Origin of the sequence: Paenarthrobacter sp. NPDC058040 (assembly GCF_042885775.1) — a bacterium.
Classification (GTDB): Bacteria; Actinomycetota; Actinomycetes; order Actinomycetales; family Micrococcaceae; genus Arthrobacter.
Genome location: NZ_JBHVRN010000002.1, coordinates 16,377 through 30,610, shown reverse-complemented (window position 1 = coordinate 30,610; position 14,234 = coordinate 16,377). Strand labels below are relative to the sequence as shown.

Below are 14,234 nucleotides of genomic sequence, written 5' to 3'. Positions count from 1 at the left end.
CCCGCCTGACGCACCGTTACTCCTAAGTGCCGCACCCTTTCCCGCCTGATGCACCCCAGACTACGGGTGCGCGCGGCGACAACGGGTGCGACGGCTAAGGTCAGCCACGGGCTTTCTGCAGATAACCCACGAGGCCTGCCATTTGCTCCGCGTTCCAAGGCAAGTCCGCGCTGATTGCATGGCTGTTTTCCTTCCATACAGCCCTCGCCGCCGCCTTGGTGTCTTCGCCCGAATGAAACATCGATCCGATGCTGTCCCAGTCCTGCACCCATTGCCGAACCTCGGGATCTGAAACCGGCGTATCAGCGGACACGAAGGCCAACCCTTTCTCGACCAGCCCGGCCCACTGTTGTTTGGCGGCCTCAATCCTTTCGGCTCCAAGGTCTTCGCGGTTCTGGGCCAATTGCTCGCGCTGTTCAGCTGTGAAGTGGTTCTGCAACACGGTGATCATCTCCAATGTCGTCATGAGTTGTTCTGTGGTGGGCACGACGGGTCCCTCCATCCGCGCCAGCAAGTCGCCCAAACGATCCTCAAGCAACCTGACTTGCCGGGCGTGCTGCTGCACGTGCTCAAGCTGCCGGGACAGGAGCCCGTGGAGGGAGGCCCCGGGGCTGTCCAAAGCATCCGCAATGGAAGCCAACGGGAGGCCCAACATCTGCAACGCCTTGATCCGGTACAGCCGCCGAACGTCGTCTCCGCCATAGCGCCGGTGTCCTGCCGGTGTCCGTTCACTCGCGGCCAACAGCCCGATCCGGTCGTAATGGTGGAGCGTGCGGACGCTGACACCGCAGGCCGCAGCCAGTTCACCAATGCTCCAGGGCCCGTCGCCCTCTGTTCCCGTCATGGAAACCACGGTAAATCCTGACGTTGCGTCAGGTGCAAGCCCGTGTGTACGCACCCCTTCCCGCCTGGCGCGCAACTTGTTCCCGATGGCCGCACCCTTTGCCGCTAGATGCACCCCGGACCACGGGCGCGCAAGGCGGCAATGGGTGCGCTGGCGATGGCAGGTGCGCAAGGCGACAACGGGTGCGATGGCAGGTGCAAGCCCCTAACCCGGCAACTCGTACACCGTAGTTCCACCAATCGTCTGTGCTTGGTAATTCGCGGCAACCCACGCTGCGATCTCACTTGAGGCGTCCGAGCCGCCGTTGCCCTGCATCAGGCGGCCACCGATGAAGTAGTGGATCTTGCCGTCGGCCACGAGTTGCTGGAACTGCGCCAGGGTTGGTGAGGGATCAGTCCCGTTGAAACCGCCCACCGGCATGACCGGAAGACCGGTGGCCAGTTGGTAGCCCGCTGCGTTGTTGGAACCCACGACGGCGGCGGCCCAGGTGTAGTCGCTGGCGTCGGCTCTCAGGGCGCTCACCAACTCGGACGATGGCGTGGTGGCACCCAGCAGCCCACCCATGCCACCGCCCTGTGCGCCGCCACCGGCAAAGCCCTGGCCGCCGGCACCCTGCTGCGCCGTCGGCCTGCGCAGACCCTGAGGCACCGCGTTCCTGCCAAAGCCCGGCCCGAATCCCGCGGTCGCAGCCGGACCAGCACTCACGATCGCGCCCGTGTGGGGTTGGGCGGCGGTGGCCACCGAGTAGGCCAGCGGTCCCGCCAGCGACACCGCGACGGCGAGTCCCGCCGTCGTGCGCGTCAACCAGGCCGGAGTCCAGCGGCCGCTGAGCGCTACGGCGGCAGCCAGCAGGACAGCCCCCACCAGGACAACCCAGCGCAGCCACGGCAGGAACGTCGGAGTGCGGCCAAGGAGGCTGAACGCCGTGGCTCCGGCAACGAAGACGGCCGCACCGAGCAAAAGCGCTACTGGCATCTGGGCACGACGTTGCCACAACAGCACGCCGCCCAAGCCCACCAACCCTGCAATCCCGGGAGCCAACGCCACCGAATAATAGGGATGGATGATGCCCTGCATGTAGCTGAACACCAGCCCGGTCACCAACAGCCACGATCCCCAAACCATCACTGAAGCCCGGACGGAATCGGTTCGTGGCGCGCGTCGGCCAAGCCACAGCAACGCACCACCGAGGATGAGGGCCGACGGGATCAACCACGCGATCTGGCTGCCGAACTCCGTGCCGAACATGCGCAGCAGCCCCGGCGTACCCCAACCGTTGCCACCGCCGCCCACGCTGCCGGTCTCGTCGCCGTTCAGGCGGCCCAGGCCGTTGTAGCCGAAGGTCAGTTCCAGGATCGAGTTATTCTGCGAGCCTCCGATGTAGGGCCGCAGGTTGGCGGGGACAAGCTCGACGGCGGCAATCCACCACCCGGCGGACGCCACCATGGCGCCTCCCGCGGCGAGGAGATGGAGTACGCGTCGGCCGGGCTTGGGGTGGGCCGAGACAAGGTATGCCAGTGCGAAGCCCGGTACCACCAAGAGGACCTGGAGCTGCTTGGCCAGGAATCCGAAGCCGAGGAAGACACCAGCGAAGACGAGCCACCGCAGCTTTTGCTCCTGGATGGACCTGACCACGGCGTAACCCGCGGCGGTCATGAGCAGCACCAGCAAGGCGTCCGGGTTGTTGAACCGGAACATGAGCGTGGCCACCGGGGTGAGCGCCATGACGGCCGCAGCCAGCAGGCCTGCCCTGTGCGCCAAGCGTGCGCTGCCCGTTGCCGGGAGTGCAGCACGTCGGATGGCAAGGTACAGGATCCACGCCGTGGCCACGCCCATGAGGGCCTGGGGAACCAGGATGCTCCAAGAACTCAGGCCAAACAAGCGAACGGACAGGCCCGTGATCCAGAGGGCCGCGGGCGGTTTGTCCACGGTGATGGAGTTGGCGGCGTCGGAGGAACCGAAGAACCAAGCAGTCCAGTCCTGTGAACCGGCTTGGGCTGCGGCTGAGTAGAACGCGTTGGCCCAGCCCGAGGCGCCGAGTCCCCAGATGTACAGGACGGCGGTTCCCAGGAGGACGGCTCCGAGTTCAAGGTGGTGCCGGACGGGGCCTCGGCTTCGGGGTCCTCGCGTCCGTCGGGACGCCTTCGCACGGTGGGTGGGGACTGCGCTCGCGGAGGGATCCGGCTGGGCCACGTCCGTACGTGGCTTGAAGAAGGTGGTCACAGTCAGTTCACCAGCTTGTAGACCGTGGAACTGCCCACGGTTTGGGCTTCGTAGTTGGCTGCCACCCAGGCCGCGACCTCGGAGTTGCCGCCTCGTCCGCCTCCGCCGCCCATGCCGCCGCCGGAGATGAAGTAGCTGATCTGGCCCTTGTCCACCATGTCCTGGAACTGGGCCAGGGTGGGGTAGGGGTCGCCGCCGTTCCAGCCGCCCAACGCGATGACGCTGGTGTTCGTGGCGAGTTCCAGGTCTGCGGCTTGTGTGGCCCCCGAGACGATCGCGGACCACTGGGTGGTGGTGGATTTGAGGAGTGCCGTGAGTTCGGCGTTCGCGGTGCTGCTGCCGCCGGGGCCGCTTTGGGCCTCGCCGAAGTCACGGTTCCGTCCGTCTGTTCCCGTGCGGGCACCGAAGCCGCCGCTCGCCGAGCCGGCGGGGCCCGACGTCGGAATGGAGCCCGAGTGCGGAGTGGCCGCCGTGGCTACGGTCCAGGCACCGGTCCCGAGGCCGCCCGCGAGCAAGGACACTACTACGACGGCGGCAGCCGGCAGGCGTCGGACAGGGCCCTTGAGCGCGGAGGCGCCCAGCCGATCGAGCCTGAGGAGCAGCGCGGCCGCTGCGAGGACACCAAGGACCACGACGACGATCCGGAGCCAGGGCAGCCACGTGGCGTCCCGGCCCAGCAGCACGGCGGACCAGAGGGCGCTCCCCAGCACCACTGCTGCCAGGACCGTCCGGGCAGCCCAGGATTCGCGGCCACGCCACAGTTCAACGCAGCCAATGCCGATCAGTGCAGTGATGGCCGGTGCCAGGGCAACGGCGTAGTACGGATGCACAATGCCGCTCATGAAGCTGAAAATCCCCGCGGTCACTATCAGCCACCCGCCCCACATCAGGAGTGCCGCCCGGCTCCGCGACGTCCGGAGTTCCCTGCGCGTGAACCACAGGCCGGCCACCAGGAGGATCAGCGCGGCTGGCAGCAGCCAGGAGACTTCACCGCCGAAGCTGGTGCCGAACATCCGGCCCAGGCCTGCGGTCCCACCGAAGCCGGCGTTGCCGCCCGCGCCTCCGCCGCCGGGGAAGCCCCCGCCAGGCATAGCTCCACCGGCTCCACCTTCGCCTGAGCCCGTGATGCGGCCCAGGCCGTTGTAGCCGAACGTGAGTTCAAGGAAGCTGTTGCCGGTGGAACCTGCCATGTAGGGGCGGGCGGAGGCGGGGGTCAGCTGGAAGATCGCAATGTACGTCCCGGCAACGGCGACGATTCCCGCGGCGGCCGCGAGGAGGTGCAGGATCCTGTTCCGGAGGGTCGTGGGGGCTGCCCACAGGTACGCGAGCGCCAGGCCGGGAACGATCAGGAAGCCTTGGAGCATCTTGCCCAGGAACGCCAGTCCCACCAAGGCACCCGCCGCGGCCAGCCACTTCCAGCCGGCTTTCTCGATGGCCCGCGTGGTCAGGTAGGCGGCCAGCACCAGGCACAGGGTGAGCATGGCATCCGGGTTGTTGAACCGGAACATCAGGGCAGCTACCGGGGTCAGCGCCAAGGCGCCCCCGGCGATGAGTCCTGCTGCCGGTCCGGCCACTCGCTTGACCGTCAGGTACAAGAGCCCGACGGCGGCCACGCCCATGAGTGCCTCCGGAACCAGCATGCTGGTAGGGGAGAATCCGAAGATCCTGCCTGCGAGGGCCGGAATCCAGAGGGACGCCGGTGGCTTGTCCACGGTGATGGCGTTGCCGGCGTCCAGGGAGCCAAAGAACAGTGCGGTCCAGTCCTTGGTGCCGGCCTGGATGGCGGCGGCGTAGAACGTATTGCCGTAGCCCGTCGCAGCGAGGTTCCAGAGGTACAGGAATGCCGTCGCCACAAGGAGCCCGGCCGCGGAGGGGCGGACCCAACGGGCCTGCCGGCCGAACGCGAGGCGCTGCATCCGGGACCGGTTTTGCTTGGTGGCCACGGGTTCTGCTGTGGCGGAAGTGTCCGGTTGGAGTGCGGTGATCATTTCGCTGCCACCTCCGTGGTCTCTGACGGGCGCGTCTCGGTTGGGCGGCGGAAGACCCACAGCCGGAACAACAGGAACCGGGCCACAGTGGCGGCGAGGTTCGCCCCAACCACGGTTGCCACCTCAACCCAGCGGTCCGGCGTCGTGCTTCCATGCACCAGGGCAAGCGCACCGGAGGTGAGCGCCAAGCCGATGCCGAACACAATCAGCCCTTCGAAATGGTGCCGCGCGTGGCTGCCGCCGTGGATGCCGAATGTGAAGCGGCGGTTAGCCGCAGTGTTGGCGACGGCGGTGATGATGAGGGCCAGGAAGTTGGCGAGCTGCGGGTCCATGAAGCCCCTGCAGAACAAGAAGATCACAAGGTACGCCACCGTGGACACCGCACCGATGAATCCGAAGCGGACCAGTTGCCCGAACAGGCTGGTGCGCGGCGTCGACTCGGAAGTCCGGGAGGAGGCCGGGAGTGGTCCGCGGGCCAGGGCGGCACGAAGTTCGGGAATAGGGATGCGCCCGGTGACCAGGTCGCGCGTCAGGCGCGCCATTCCGCGGAGGTCCGCCAAAGCGGTTCGTACGACGTCGACGCTCGAGTTGGGATCGTCGGTCCAGTCCACGGGGACTTCATGGACGCGGAGGCCGCAGCGCTCGGCAAGGACCAGCAGTTCCGTGTCGAAGAACCATGCGTTGTCCAGGGTGTGGGGGAGGATCTGGTGGGCAACGTCCGCGCGGATGGCCTTGAATCCGCACTGGGCGTCTGAGAACCGTGCGCCCATGAGCGTGTGCAGGAGGACGTTGTAGCTGCGGGAGACGAATTCGCGCTTTGGGCCGCGGACCACCCGGGAGTTGCGGGAGAGCCGTGTGCCGATGGCGAGGTCCGAGTGGCCGGAGATCAGCGGCGCCAGCAATGGTGCCAGGGCAGCGAGGTCCGTGGAGAGATCCACGTCCATGTAGGCCAGCACGGGAGAAGGCGACGCGAGCCAGACTTGCCGAAGGGCGTTGCCCCGGCCCTTTTCCTCGAATCGCATGACGGCAATCTCGGGGAGTTCGCGGGCCAGTCGCTCGGCGATCTTCAGGGTGTTGTCCGTGCTGGCATTGTCCGCCACCGTGATGCGGAACGTGTGCGGAAAAGTATCCACGAGGTGCCCGTGCAGGCGGCGCAGGCATTCCTCGAGGTCAGTTTCTTCGTTGTGGACGGGAACTGTGACGTCCAGGACGGGAACTGTGGAATGGGTGTCCACAGGAGAACGCCGGGACTGCCGGTGGGGCAAGGCAGGAGCGGCGGAAGGCCCCGCATGGGCGGGGTTCGGCAACGCGCTGGTGGCGGGATCTATGAGCGTCATGCATCCAGAGTGGAGCCGCCGATTGTGAGGGCTTTAGGCAGAAGCTGTGACGCGACTGTGTAACTGGGGGAACGCGAAAACCGCCCCCGGGTTCCCGCCGGCCGCATCAGTTGGGGGTGATGCGGACGGCCGGAACGGGAGCGGCTATCGGGAAAGTCTCTTGGCTTAGTACCAGTTGTTGGCCAAGTGGAAGGCGAGGGCTGCCGAGGGGGAGCCGTAGCGTTCCTTGATGTAGTTCAGGCCCCATTTGATCTGGGTCTGGTAGTTGGTCTGCCAGTCAGCGCCGGCGGATGCCATCTTGGAAGCTGGCAGCGACTGGACAATGCCGTACGCACCGCTGGAGGCGTTCGTGGCAGTCGTGCGCCAGTTGGATTCCTTTTCCCACAGGGTGTTCAGGGCGGTCATCTCGCCCGGGCCCCAACCGTAGCTGGCCAGGATGCTGGCTGCGTAGGCCTTTGCGGCGGCAGGATCGTCAACGGCCTTGGGGGCAGCGGCGGCGGCAGCTGCTGCTGCGGCTGCCTTGTCGGCTGCAGCCTTGGCGGCGGCGTCGGCAGCGGCCTTCTCTGCGGCAGCCTGTGCTGCGGCTGCCTGGTCGGCGGCGGCCTTCTCGGCTGCAGCCTTGTCCGCAGCTGCCTTGTCAGCGGCAGCCTTCTCAGCTGCGGCTTGGGCAGCGGCAGCCTTGTCGGCAGCGGCCTTCTTGGCGGCGTCGGCCTGCGCTGCGGCCTCGGCAACTGCGTTTTCCCGGGTCTGCGGGTCAACCTGTGCTGCTGCCTGGGTCTGTGCGGTCTGGCTCAGTTCCGGGAGGTTGAACGCGGCGTTGGCGGCTTGGCCCAGCGATGCGACACCGAGTGCGGCGGCGACTACACCGGCTACGACCGACATGCGGTGGCCGGCCTTGCCCTGGCGTGCGGCGTTCTTCAGAACGGCCTGCGACTTGGTCAGCGGAGCATCGTGATCGTCGCGGTGACGCGCGGAAGGGCGCGCCTGATCCTTGAATTCAGACATGTGTGATTACCTCTCAGCGCCTGCGGAGTTAGCTGTCGGGTTCGGATGAGGTCATCCGGCCGCGCGTGTAGCTGCGGCTTCACCCCAAGGGCCGGCAATGCCTGGCCCGGAGACTCTGGGTCCCCCGTCTCTGCCTCGATGAGAACGGAACTCCGGGAAGTGGCAGAGCTCGGCGCATCCCGGGTGTGGGCCTCTTGGGGCGACCCACCCTTTCGACGGTACAGGAGGATCTTGCTTAAGTCACATTTAGGTAACAGAGATCACGACGCCGGTGCGTCGCCTTGCCGGTTTCGTTATACGCGTTCGTTGGTCACGGAAGGGAGTCGCAAGGCGAATTCTGTGCGTCCCGGTTTGGACGTCACTTCGACGCTCCCACCGTGTGCGCCAACGATCGATTCCACGATCGACAGGCCCAGGCCGGAAGTCCCTTCCGAACCCGACCGCGCCGCGTCAGCGCGGGCAAAACGGGAGAAGATCCGGCCCTGGAAATCCGCGGGAATGCCGGGTCCATTGTCCGTAACGGTGACCACTGCGCTCCCGTCCGCGCTCAGCATCACGCCGGTGACAACGGTGGTGCCGGGATCGGTATGCTTCCGCGCGTTGGAGAGCAGGTTGGCCAGCACCTGGTGAAGTTGCGTGGCGTCTCCGCGCACCGTGATCGGCTCATCCGGGAGTTTGAGTTGCCACACATGGTCCGGCGCCATGACTTTCTCGTCGGTAACGGTTTCAATGACCAACTGCGTCAGGTCCACCTCCGTGACCTTTAGGGGCTGGCCTTCGTCCAACCGCGCCAGGAGCAGCAGGTCCTCCACCAGGGTGCTCATCCGTTCCGACTGGCTCTGGACCCGGGCCAGGGACTTGCGGCCGTCTTCGGTGAAGTTCTCGGTCATCCGCAGCATCTCAGTGTAACCCCGGATGGCGGTGAGGGGAGTGCGCAGTTCATGCGAGGCGTCAGCAACGAATTGCCGGACCTTGGTTTCGCTTTCCTGCCGGGCCTCGAGCGCGCTGGCCACATTGTTGAGCATCTGGTTGAGGGCGTAGCCCACGCTGCCCACTTCGGTTCCCGGATGGGAGGCCGACGGCGGTACGCGCACCGCGAGCGCGACCTCGCCGGCGTCGAGGGGCAAGCGGGAGACCTTGGTTGCGACCTCCGACAATTGTTCAAGCGGGCGCATGGTCCGGCGGATGATGACGGTTCCGGCCAGCCCGATCAGCACCAAGCCGCCCAGCGAGACGAACACCATGGTCCACACAAGGGAAGCTTCGGTGGCTTGCTTGTCGGCCAGGGGCAAGCCAGTGACGATGACATCGCCGTAGGCGGTCTTCACAGCCACCAAGCGGTAATCGCCGATGGAGAGCGACCGGTCCACGGGCCGGTTGTCCAAAGGAAGATCCAGCAGGACCTGGTTGTCTTCGGCGGAAAGCGTGGCGCGGTTTCCGGCGGCGTCGATGAGTCCGGCGCTGCTGACAGAGGAGCCGCTGATGCGCGCATTCAAGGTGCCGGCGGCCTGGCCCCTGGCTTCGAGCGGGTCCGGCCTCCCAGTGGGGAAACTCGAAGGCGGTCGGCCAAAGGTGTTGGCCCGGCTGGAGGCCTGCTCCAACTGCCTGTCCAATTGCCGGTTGAACACCATGTCCATGGAGGCATAACTGACTACGCCCACCGCCCCGCAGATAGCGACGAGCAGCGCCATGGCAACGAGGACCAACCGCGTCCGCAAGTGCCAGGTGGATGGGTCCAACCAGCTGCGCTGCGTGTTCCTGGCGACCCCTGAGAGTGTGGTCAAGGCTTAGTCCGCGGGCTTGATGACGTAGCCGGCGCCACGCACAGTGTGGATCATGGGCGGGTGGTTGGCCTCGATCTTCTTGCGCAGGTAGGAGATGTAGAGTTCCACGATGTTCGCTTGCCCGCCGAAGTCGTAATCCCACACGCGGTCCAGGATCTGGGCCTTGCTGACCACGCGCTTGGGGTTCTCCATGAGGTAGCGAAGGAGCTCGAACTGGGTTGCCGTCAGGGCGATGTCCTCACCGGCCCGGGTTACTTCGCGGGTGTCCACGTTCAAGGTCAGGTCGCCAACCACCAGTTCGGCGGTGTCCATGGCGGCAACGCCCGAGCGCTGCACCAGTCGATGAAGGCGGAGCAGGACTTCCTCCATGCTGAACGGCTTGGTCACGTAGTCGTCACCGCCTGCCGCCAGCCCCACAATGCGGTCCTGAACTGCGTCCTTGGCCGTGAGGAAGAGGGCGGGGACCTCCGGAGCGAAGGCACGGATCCGGTTGAGGACCTCAACACCATCGAAGCCGGGAAGCATCACGTCCAGCACCAGGACGTCGGGCCGGAAGTCCTTGGCGAGCTTCACGGCCTCGGGGCCATCGGCGGCAACGCTGACGGACCAGCCGGCCATCCGCAGGCCCATGCTCATGAGCTCGGCCAGGCTTGGCTCGTCATCGACCACCAGGGCACGGATAGGGGAGCCATCCGGGTGGGAGAGCTGGGGAAGGTTGTTTTGCATGGAGTGCGGGGATGCCATGGGACAACTCTCCAATCTGCTGGTTTGCCGGCGCTTAGCTGGTCCTGTGAGGACCCTGTGAAATCAACACTAGCGAGGTGGGAGTCCGGTCGGCGGGCCTTCACCACCCTCATTGACTTGATTTGAGCCCTACTACAACCTTTTTTGATTACTTCTTGGCCTTTAGATCGGCAAAGTGGGTGCTGGCGGTACGGGCTTTGGCGCGCACTGGGGGCCTGTGGGAGTCACGTCGTGACGGTCACAGCAGGGACTACTCTTCAACACAGCTTCCGCACAGCCGGGCAGCAGACTCTGGGGCGTAAGAGGACCAACAACCCACCTGGAGAAGACCATGAATGAGCAGCAGCTCCCCGAAGACCCCAAGTCCAAGTCCCTTCCACCGCAGGGCACGCCACAGGGAAGCGCCGGGCCGCGACAGGAAGCTGCACAGCCCGGGCCGGGGCAAGAGTCCGCACAGCCCGGGCCCGCGCAGGGTAGCAACCCGAACCCGGGCTCCTCGTGGGCCTGGGGCGAGGCGGGCCAGCAGGATGGACGCAGCGGGAGCTTCGGCGGCACACAGGCCCAAGGAGCCCCGCCAGCCGCAACGCAGCCGTCGGCCGGGTGGGGTGCTCCGGCGTCGAACACCAACGGCTGGGGTACTTCACAGTCCGGAAAGGGCAAGGGAGGCCTGAAGGGCCCCTGGACACTCAAGCGGACCTTGATCGTGGCCGGCGTTGCGGTGGTCGTGGCGGCGGGAACGGCCGCTGGTTTCTACTCCTTGGGCAACGCCGGCTCGGCTGATGCGGCCAACGTTCCGCTGGGCCAATCCGGCGGACTGGGCGGCCAGCAAGGTGTTCCCGGGCAGGGTGGGACTGGCCAGAACGGCATGGGCATGCCTGGCCAAATGGGTGGCATGTCGCCGGACGGCCTGGGCATCGCCGGTGGCTTGAACGCGGCCATCCACTCCGAGTATGTGATCCTCCGCGACAACGAGTACGTGACCATGGCCGATCAGCTCGGAACGGTCAGTGAGGTTTCGTCGAACTCCTTGACGGTCAAGAGCAGCGATGGATTCACCAGGACCTACGTTCTCAACCAGGACACGGCCGTGGCCCAGGGGACTCGGCAGCGCGGCAGCACCGGCAGCAGCTTGACGATCGCCGACATCAAATCGGGCGCCACGGTCAGGGTGACCGCAACAAAGAATGGCGACACTTACGCGGCTACGTCCGTCCGGCTCACTACCGCGACGACGTCCTCGGGGCAGGGTTCGACGCCGGGATCGGGCGCCACTTCGTGACCTGCCGGCCGCCTCAGTGCCCGTTTCTACCGCTTGTAGCAGATTAGGGTCCCAAAAATCGAGATCGAGTCGAGTTGCGACCCGGCAGCAACTGTTTCAGATCGTGAGATTCCGCGGCCGAGTCGGGTTCGAAAATTGTGAGGGCCATAATGCACTATCCGTCGAAGAAAGTTCATTTCCAGTTCAATATTTCGGGCATCAGACGAACGGAATGGCGTTCATTTTAGGGACCCGCTGAATTGTGATTTGGGGCACAATAGTGCCCCTTGTCTCAGGATGTGGACGTTCTGGCACATTGTTACTTGCGTGTTGCCTTTGTTACGTTGCACACTTCCAATGTGAACAAGAACTCAACAGCACCTGCAGCCGCAGCAATCTGGTCCAGCGCACCCGCTGGCGACGAGACCCGCTGTTGTCGAATGCAAGCCTAACTTTCCACCCCAAAGAAGTTTCAGGCATTCGCCCCCTTGCCCAGCGTTGGGCGCCCCTCCCCAGACTCATTGCGGGGACAACCAGCATTCGAAGCCGCGATGACGGCTATTCACTTTTGAGGTAAGCACTCCATGTCAGTTGCATCCGGATACGTCCACATCTCTGTCCGTAACGCCAATAAGGCCGCTTCCAATGCCGGCCTTCGTCCTGGTTTCGGGAACCGCCCGGGGTACGCTCCCGGTTCCCAGGGTGGGGCCCAGCAGGCTCCCGGTTACGTTCCCCAGGGTTACAACCCCAACTCCTACGGCCAGTTGCGCGCAGTACCCACCAACGAACCTGCGCCCATTACCGCGCCAACTCCCGTGATTGCCCAGACCGAGCGCCTCCGCCCCGTAGCCAACGACACCGTGGCCCGCGGATTCGTGCTCTACATGGGAATTGACGAGGAAACCGCTGCGGCAGCGGGGACGTCCATTGCCAAGCTGGCCCAGGAAATCCGCGCCTACGCCCAGTCCCTCGTCACCGGTGCCGAAAGCTATGCCGCCGTCGCGGTTGCACCGGCCAACGCACCCGGGTCCGCACTCGACGTCGTACGCTCCACCTTCGGCGACCCAACGGTGGCCGCACGGCAGCGCACCGAGGCCGCCCGCCCGGCGCCGCAGCAGGAAGCCCGCCCGTCCGGCGTGCTGATCGACCTCGCCCGCCGCGAAGTCCACCTCGACGGCGAATCGCTGAACCTGACGTTCAAGGAATTCGAACTCCTCAACTACCTCGTGGAGAACGGAACCCGCACTGTGGGCCGTGACGAGCTCCTGGAAGGCCTGTGGCGCAACGCCGAGGAAGTGCCCAACGAGCGCACCATCGACGTCCACATCCGTCGCCTCCGCTCCAAGCTGGGCCGCCTCGCCAACACGGTGCGCACCGTCCGCGGCCAGGGCTACCGCTTCTACGAGCACCCCGAAGTCATTGTCTGGGCTGCTCCGGAATACTCCATCTAGCAGCACGCTGAAAGCGCCCGTCTCCGGTCAGGAGGCGGGCGTTTCGTGTCTGCCCATGTCCGCGGCTATAGGGTTGTTGCATGAGCGACCACCACATCAAGCGGCTTGTGATCATGCGGCACGCCAAGGCCGACTGGCCCGTTGGTGTGCCGGACCATGAACGGCCCCTGGAGGAGCGGGGCCACCGCGAGGCCCCCTTGGCCGGCAGGTGGCTGCTGAAGCACAAGATCGTGCCGGACTTCATTCTGTGTTCCTCGGCCCTCAGGACCCGGCAAACGTGTACGTGGGTCTGTGACGAGCTGGGGGAGAAGGCTCCTACTCCCAAGCTCGAGGATGGCCTGTATGCGGCCTCTGCCACCGGCATGTTGTCCGTGATCAACCACGTTCCGGACACGGTCACAACGTTGATGATCATCTCGCACATGCCCGGGGTCCAGGATCTGGCCATGCATTTGGCGTCCCGCGACTCGGACCATGACGCCTACATGGATGCTGCCACGCGTTACCCAACGAGTGCGTTGACGGTCATGGAGACAGCGAAACCGTGGGCGGAACTGGACGGGCAGGATGCCAGGCTGACGCATTTCAAGGTGCCCCGGCACTGACTTCCGCGCCCGGGTGTGGCGATGCCTGCAGCGGCAGTTCCTGCTGCGCGGCCACCTCACGGAGCAGGCGCACGGCATGGCGGATGTTGGGGCTCGCCGTCATGGTCTTGCGGTACACGATCCCGACCGTGCGCTGCTGGACGGGGTTCACCACAGGAACGGCAATAACTGTGGCTGGAAGTGGAGGCCTGCCGAGCCGGGGGACCAGCGCGACAGCCACCGACTGCTCCACCATGGCGATGTGCGTCGAAAAGTCGGGATCGTAGACGCGGATATCCGGCACGCGGCCCAAGCCGGCAAAGATGTGCAGGAGGGCTTCGTTGCAGATGGCACCCGCAGGGGTGCTCACCCAGGTTTCGTCCAGCAGGTCTTCACGTTCGACGGCGGTCCTCGCCGCCAGTGGATGGCTGGCGTTGAGCAGGACGTCGGCCTGGTCGAGGCACAGGTCCTCGTGGGCCATGTTCTCCGGAATCACCAGCGGCACGGAATTCCAGTTGTGGACCACCCCGAGCTCGGCTTCCCCGGACGCGACGCGTTGGACGGCCTCGCGCGGGTCCTCGGCGAGCACGCTGACCTCCAACCCGGAACCGGCAGCCGCAATCCTGCCCAGCATGGGTCCCACCAGGCCGCGGCAGGCTGTGGAGAAAGCAACGAGCCGGAGGAGGCCGGACGGCTTCTCCGGGTCAGCGAGCAGGGTTGCCTGCAGTTCCTCGAGTTCGCCCAGGATGCGCCGTCCATAACCGGCGAGGGCAAGGCCCCGCTCGGTGAGCAGTACGCCGCGCCCATTGCGTTCCAGTACGGCGACTCCGGCCTGCTTCTCGAGCTTCTTGATCTGCTGCGAAACGGCCGACGGGCTGTAGCCCATGACCTCGGACGCGGCAACCACGGATCCGTGCTGCTCCACCGCGACCAAGGCCCGGAGGGTGGAAATATCAATCATGAAGCAAATCTACGTTGTTTCGTGCTGAATTCAACGCTGGTGCTTCATTGTGATT

The 14,234-nt window shown here is 65.6% G+C and carries 11 protein-coding genes and 1 riboswitch; of the genes, 3 read left to right on the top strand and 8 right to left on the bottom strand.

What is annotated here, in order from left to right:
• Window positions 1-100 precede the first annotated feature (100 nt).
• The 7 genes from ACFVSJ_RS02960 to ACFVSJ_RS02930 form a co-directional block, all read right to left on the bottom strand.
• Complete coding sequence (locus ACFVSJ_RS02960) at window positions 101-844, bottom strand: MerR family transcriptional regulator (protein ID WP_387434242.1); 744 nt, start codon at window positions 842-844, stop codon at window positions 101-103.
• Between the two features lie 204 nt (window positions 845-1,048).
• Window positions 1,049-3,073: an ArnT family glycosyltransferase gene (locus ACFVSJ_RS02955; RefSeq protein ID WP_387434779.1), complete on the bottom strand. Its 2,025-nt coding sequence runs from the start codon at window positions 3,071-3,073 to the stop codon at window positions 1,049-1,051.
• Window positions 3,070-5,055, bottom strand: a complete 1,986-nt coding sequence (locus tag ACFVSJ_RS02950) for a glycosyltransferase family 39 protein (RefSeq protein WP_387434239.1) — start codon at window positions 5,053-5,055, stop codon at window positions 3,070-3,072. The genes ACFVSJ_RS02955 and ACFVSJ_RS02950 overlap by 4 nt, the downstream gene beginning before the upstream one ends.
• Complete coding sequence (locus ACFVSJ_RS02945; RefSeq protein WP_387434237.1) at window positions 5,052-6,392, bottom strand: glycosyltransferase; 1,341 nt, start codon at window positions 6,390-6,392, stop codon at window positions 5,052-5,054. The genes ACFVSJ_RS02950 and ACFVSJ_RS02945 overlap by 4 nt, the downstream gene beginning before the upstream one ends.
• Before the next feature lie 165 nt (window positions 6,393-6,557).
• Window positions 6,558-7,397: a hypothetical protein gene (locus ACFVSJ_RS02940; protein WP_387434234.1), complete on the bottom strand. Its 840-nt coding sequence runs from the start codon at window positions 7,395-7,397 to the stop codon at window positions 6,558-6,560.
• Between the two features lie 3 nt (window positions 7,398-7,400).
• A riboswitch (cyclic di-AMP (ydaO/yuaA leader) is annotated at window positions 7,401-7,582 on the bottom strand.
• 108 nt (window positions 7,583-7,690) lie between these two features.
• Entirely contained in the window at window positions 7,691-9,181 is a 1,491-nt protein-coding gene (locus ACFVSJ_RS02935) for a sensor histidine kinase (protein ID WP_387434232.1), read from the bottom strand.
• Between the two features lie 3 nt (window positions 9,182-9,184).
• Window positions 9,185-9,925 (bottom strand): response regulator transcription factor, encoded by a 741-nt coding sequence (locus ACFVSJ_RS02930; protein ID WP_387434230.1) that lies wholly within the window; start codon window positions 9,923-9,925, stop codon window positions 9,185-9,187.
• A 331-nt stretch (window positions 9,926-10,256) separates the two neighbouring features.
• Here ACFVSJ_RS02930 and ACFVSJ_RS02925 point away from each other — a divergent pair, with 331 nt between their 5' ends.
• The 3 genes from ACFVSJ_RS02925 to ACFVSJ_RS02915 all read left to right on the top strand — a co-directional run bounded on the left by ACFVSJ_RS02925 (window position 10,257) and on the right by ACFVSJ_RS02915 (window position 13,239).
• On the top strand, window positions 10,257-11,204 hold the full coding sequence (locus ACFVSJ_RS02925; RefSeq protein WP_387434228.1) for a hypothetical protein: 948 nt from the start codon (window positions 10,257-10,259) through the stop codon (window positions 11,202-11,204).
• 563 nt (window positions 11,205-11,767) lie between these two features.
• Entirely contained in the window at window positions 11,768-12,634 is an 867-nt protein-coding gene (locus ACFVSJ_RS02920; protein ID WP_387434226.1) for a winged helix-turn-helix domain-containing protein, read from the top strand.
• A gap of 80 nt (window positions 12,635-12,714) precedes the next feature.
• The gene (locus tag ACFVSJ_RS02915) at window positions 12,715-13,239 is read left to right on the top strand and encodes a SixA phosphatase family protein (RefSeq protein WP_387434223.1); all 525 of its coding nucleotides are present in this window, start codon (window positions 12,715-12,717) and stop codon (window positions 13,237-13,239) included.
• Here the strand turns inward: ACFVSJ_RS02915 and ACFVSJ_RS02910 are convergent.
• Entirely contained in the window at window positions 13,220-14,179 is a 960-nt protein-coding gene (locus ACFVSJ_RS02910) for a LysR family transcriptional regulator (RefSeq protein ID WP_387434220.1), read from the bottom strand. The genes ACFVSJ_RS02915 and ACFVSJ_RS02910 overlap by 20 nt on opposite strands.
• Window positions 14,180-14,234 lie beyond the last annotated feature (55 nt).

Excerpts from the sequence above, each read along its gene's own strand:
- ACFVSJ_RS02960 (WP_387434242.1), bottom strand. The coding sequence starts at position 844 with ATGACGGGAACAGAGGGCGACGGGCCCTGGAGCATTGGTGAACTGGCT.
- ACFVSJ_RS02950 (WP_387434239.1), bottom strand. The coding sequence starts at position 5,055 with ATGATCACCGCACTCCAACCGGACACTTCCGCCACAGCAGAACCCGTG.
- ACFVSJ_RS02945 (WP_387434237.1), bottom strand. The coding sequence starts at position 6,392 with ATGACGCTCATAGATCCCGCCACCAGCGCGTTGCCGAACCCCGCCCAT.
- ACFVSJ_RS02940 (WP_387434234.1), bottom strand. The coding sequence starts at position 7,397 with ATGTCTGAATTCAAGGATCAGGCGCGCCCTTCCGCGCGTCACCGCGAC.
- ACFVSJ_RS02930 (WP_387434230.1), bottom strand. The coding sequence starts at position 9,925 with ATGGCATCCCCGCACTCCATGCAAAACAACCTTCCCCAGCTCTCCCAC.
- ACFVSJ_RS02925 (WP_387434228.1), top strand. The coding sequence starts at position 10,257 with ATGAATGAGCAGCAGCTCCCCGAAGACCCCAAGTCCAAGTCCCTTCCA.
- ACFVSJ_RS02920 (WP_387434226.1), top strand. The coding sequence starts at position 11,768 with ATGTCAGTTGCATCCGGATACGTCCACATCTCTGTCCGTAACGCCAAT.
- ACFVSJ_RS02915 (WP_387434223.1), top strand. The coding sequence starts at position 12,715 with ATGAGCGACCACCACATCAAGCGGCTTGTGATCATGCGGCACGCCAAG.
- ACFVSJ_RS02910 (WP_387434220.1), bottom strand. The coding sequence starts at position 14,179 with ATGATTGATATTTCCACCCTCCGGGCCTTGGTCGCGGTGGAGCAGCAC.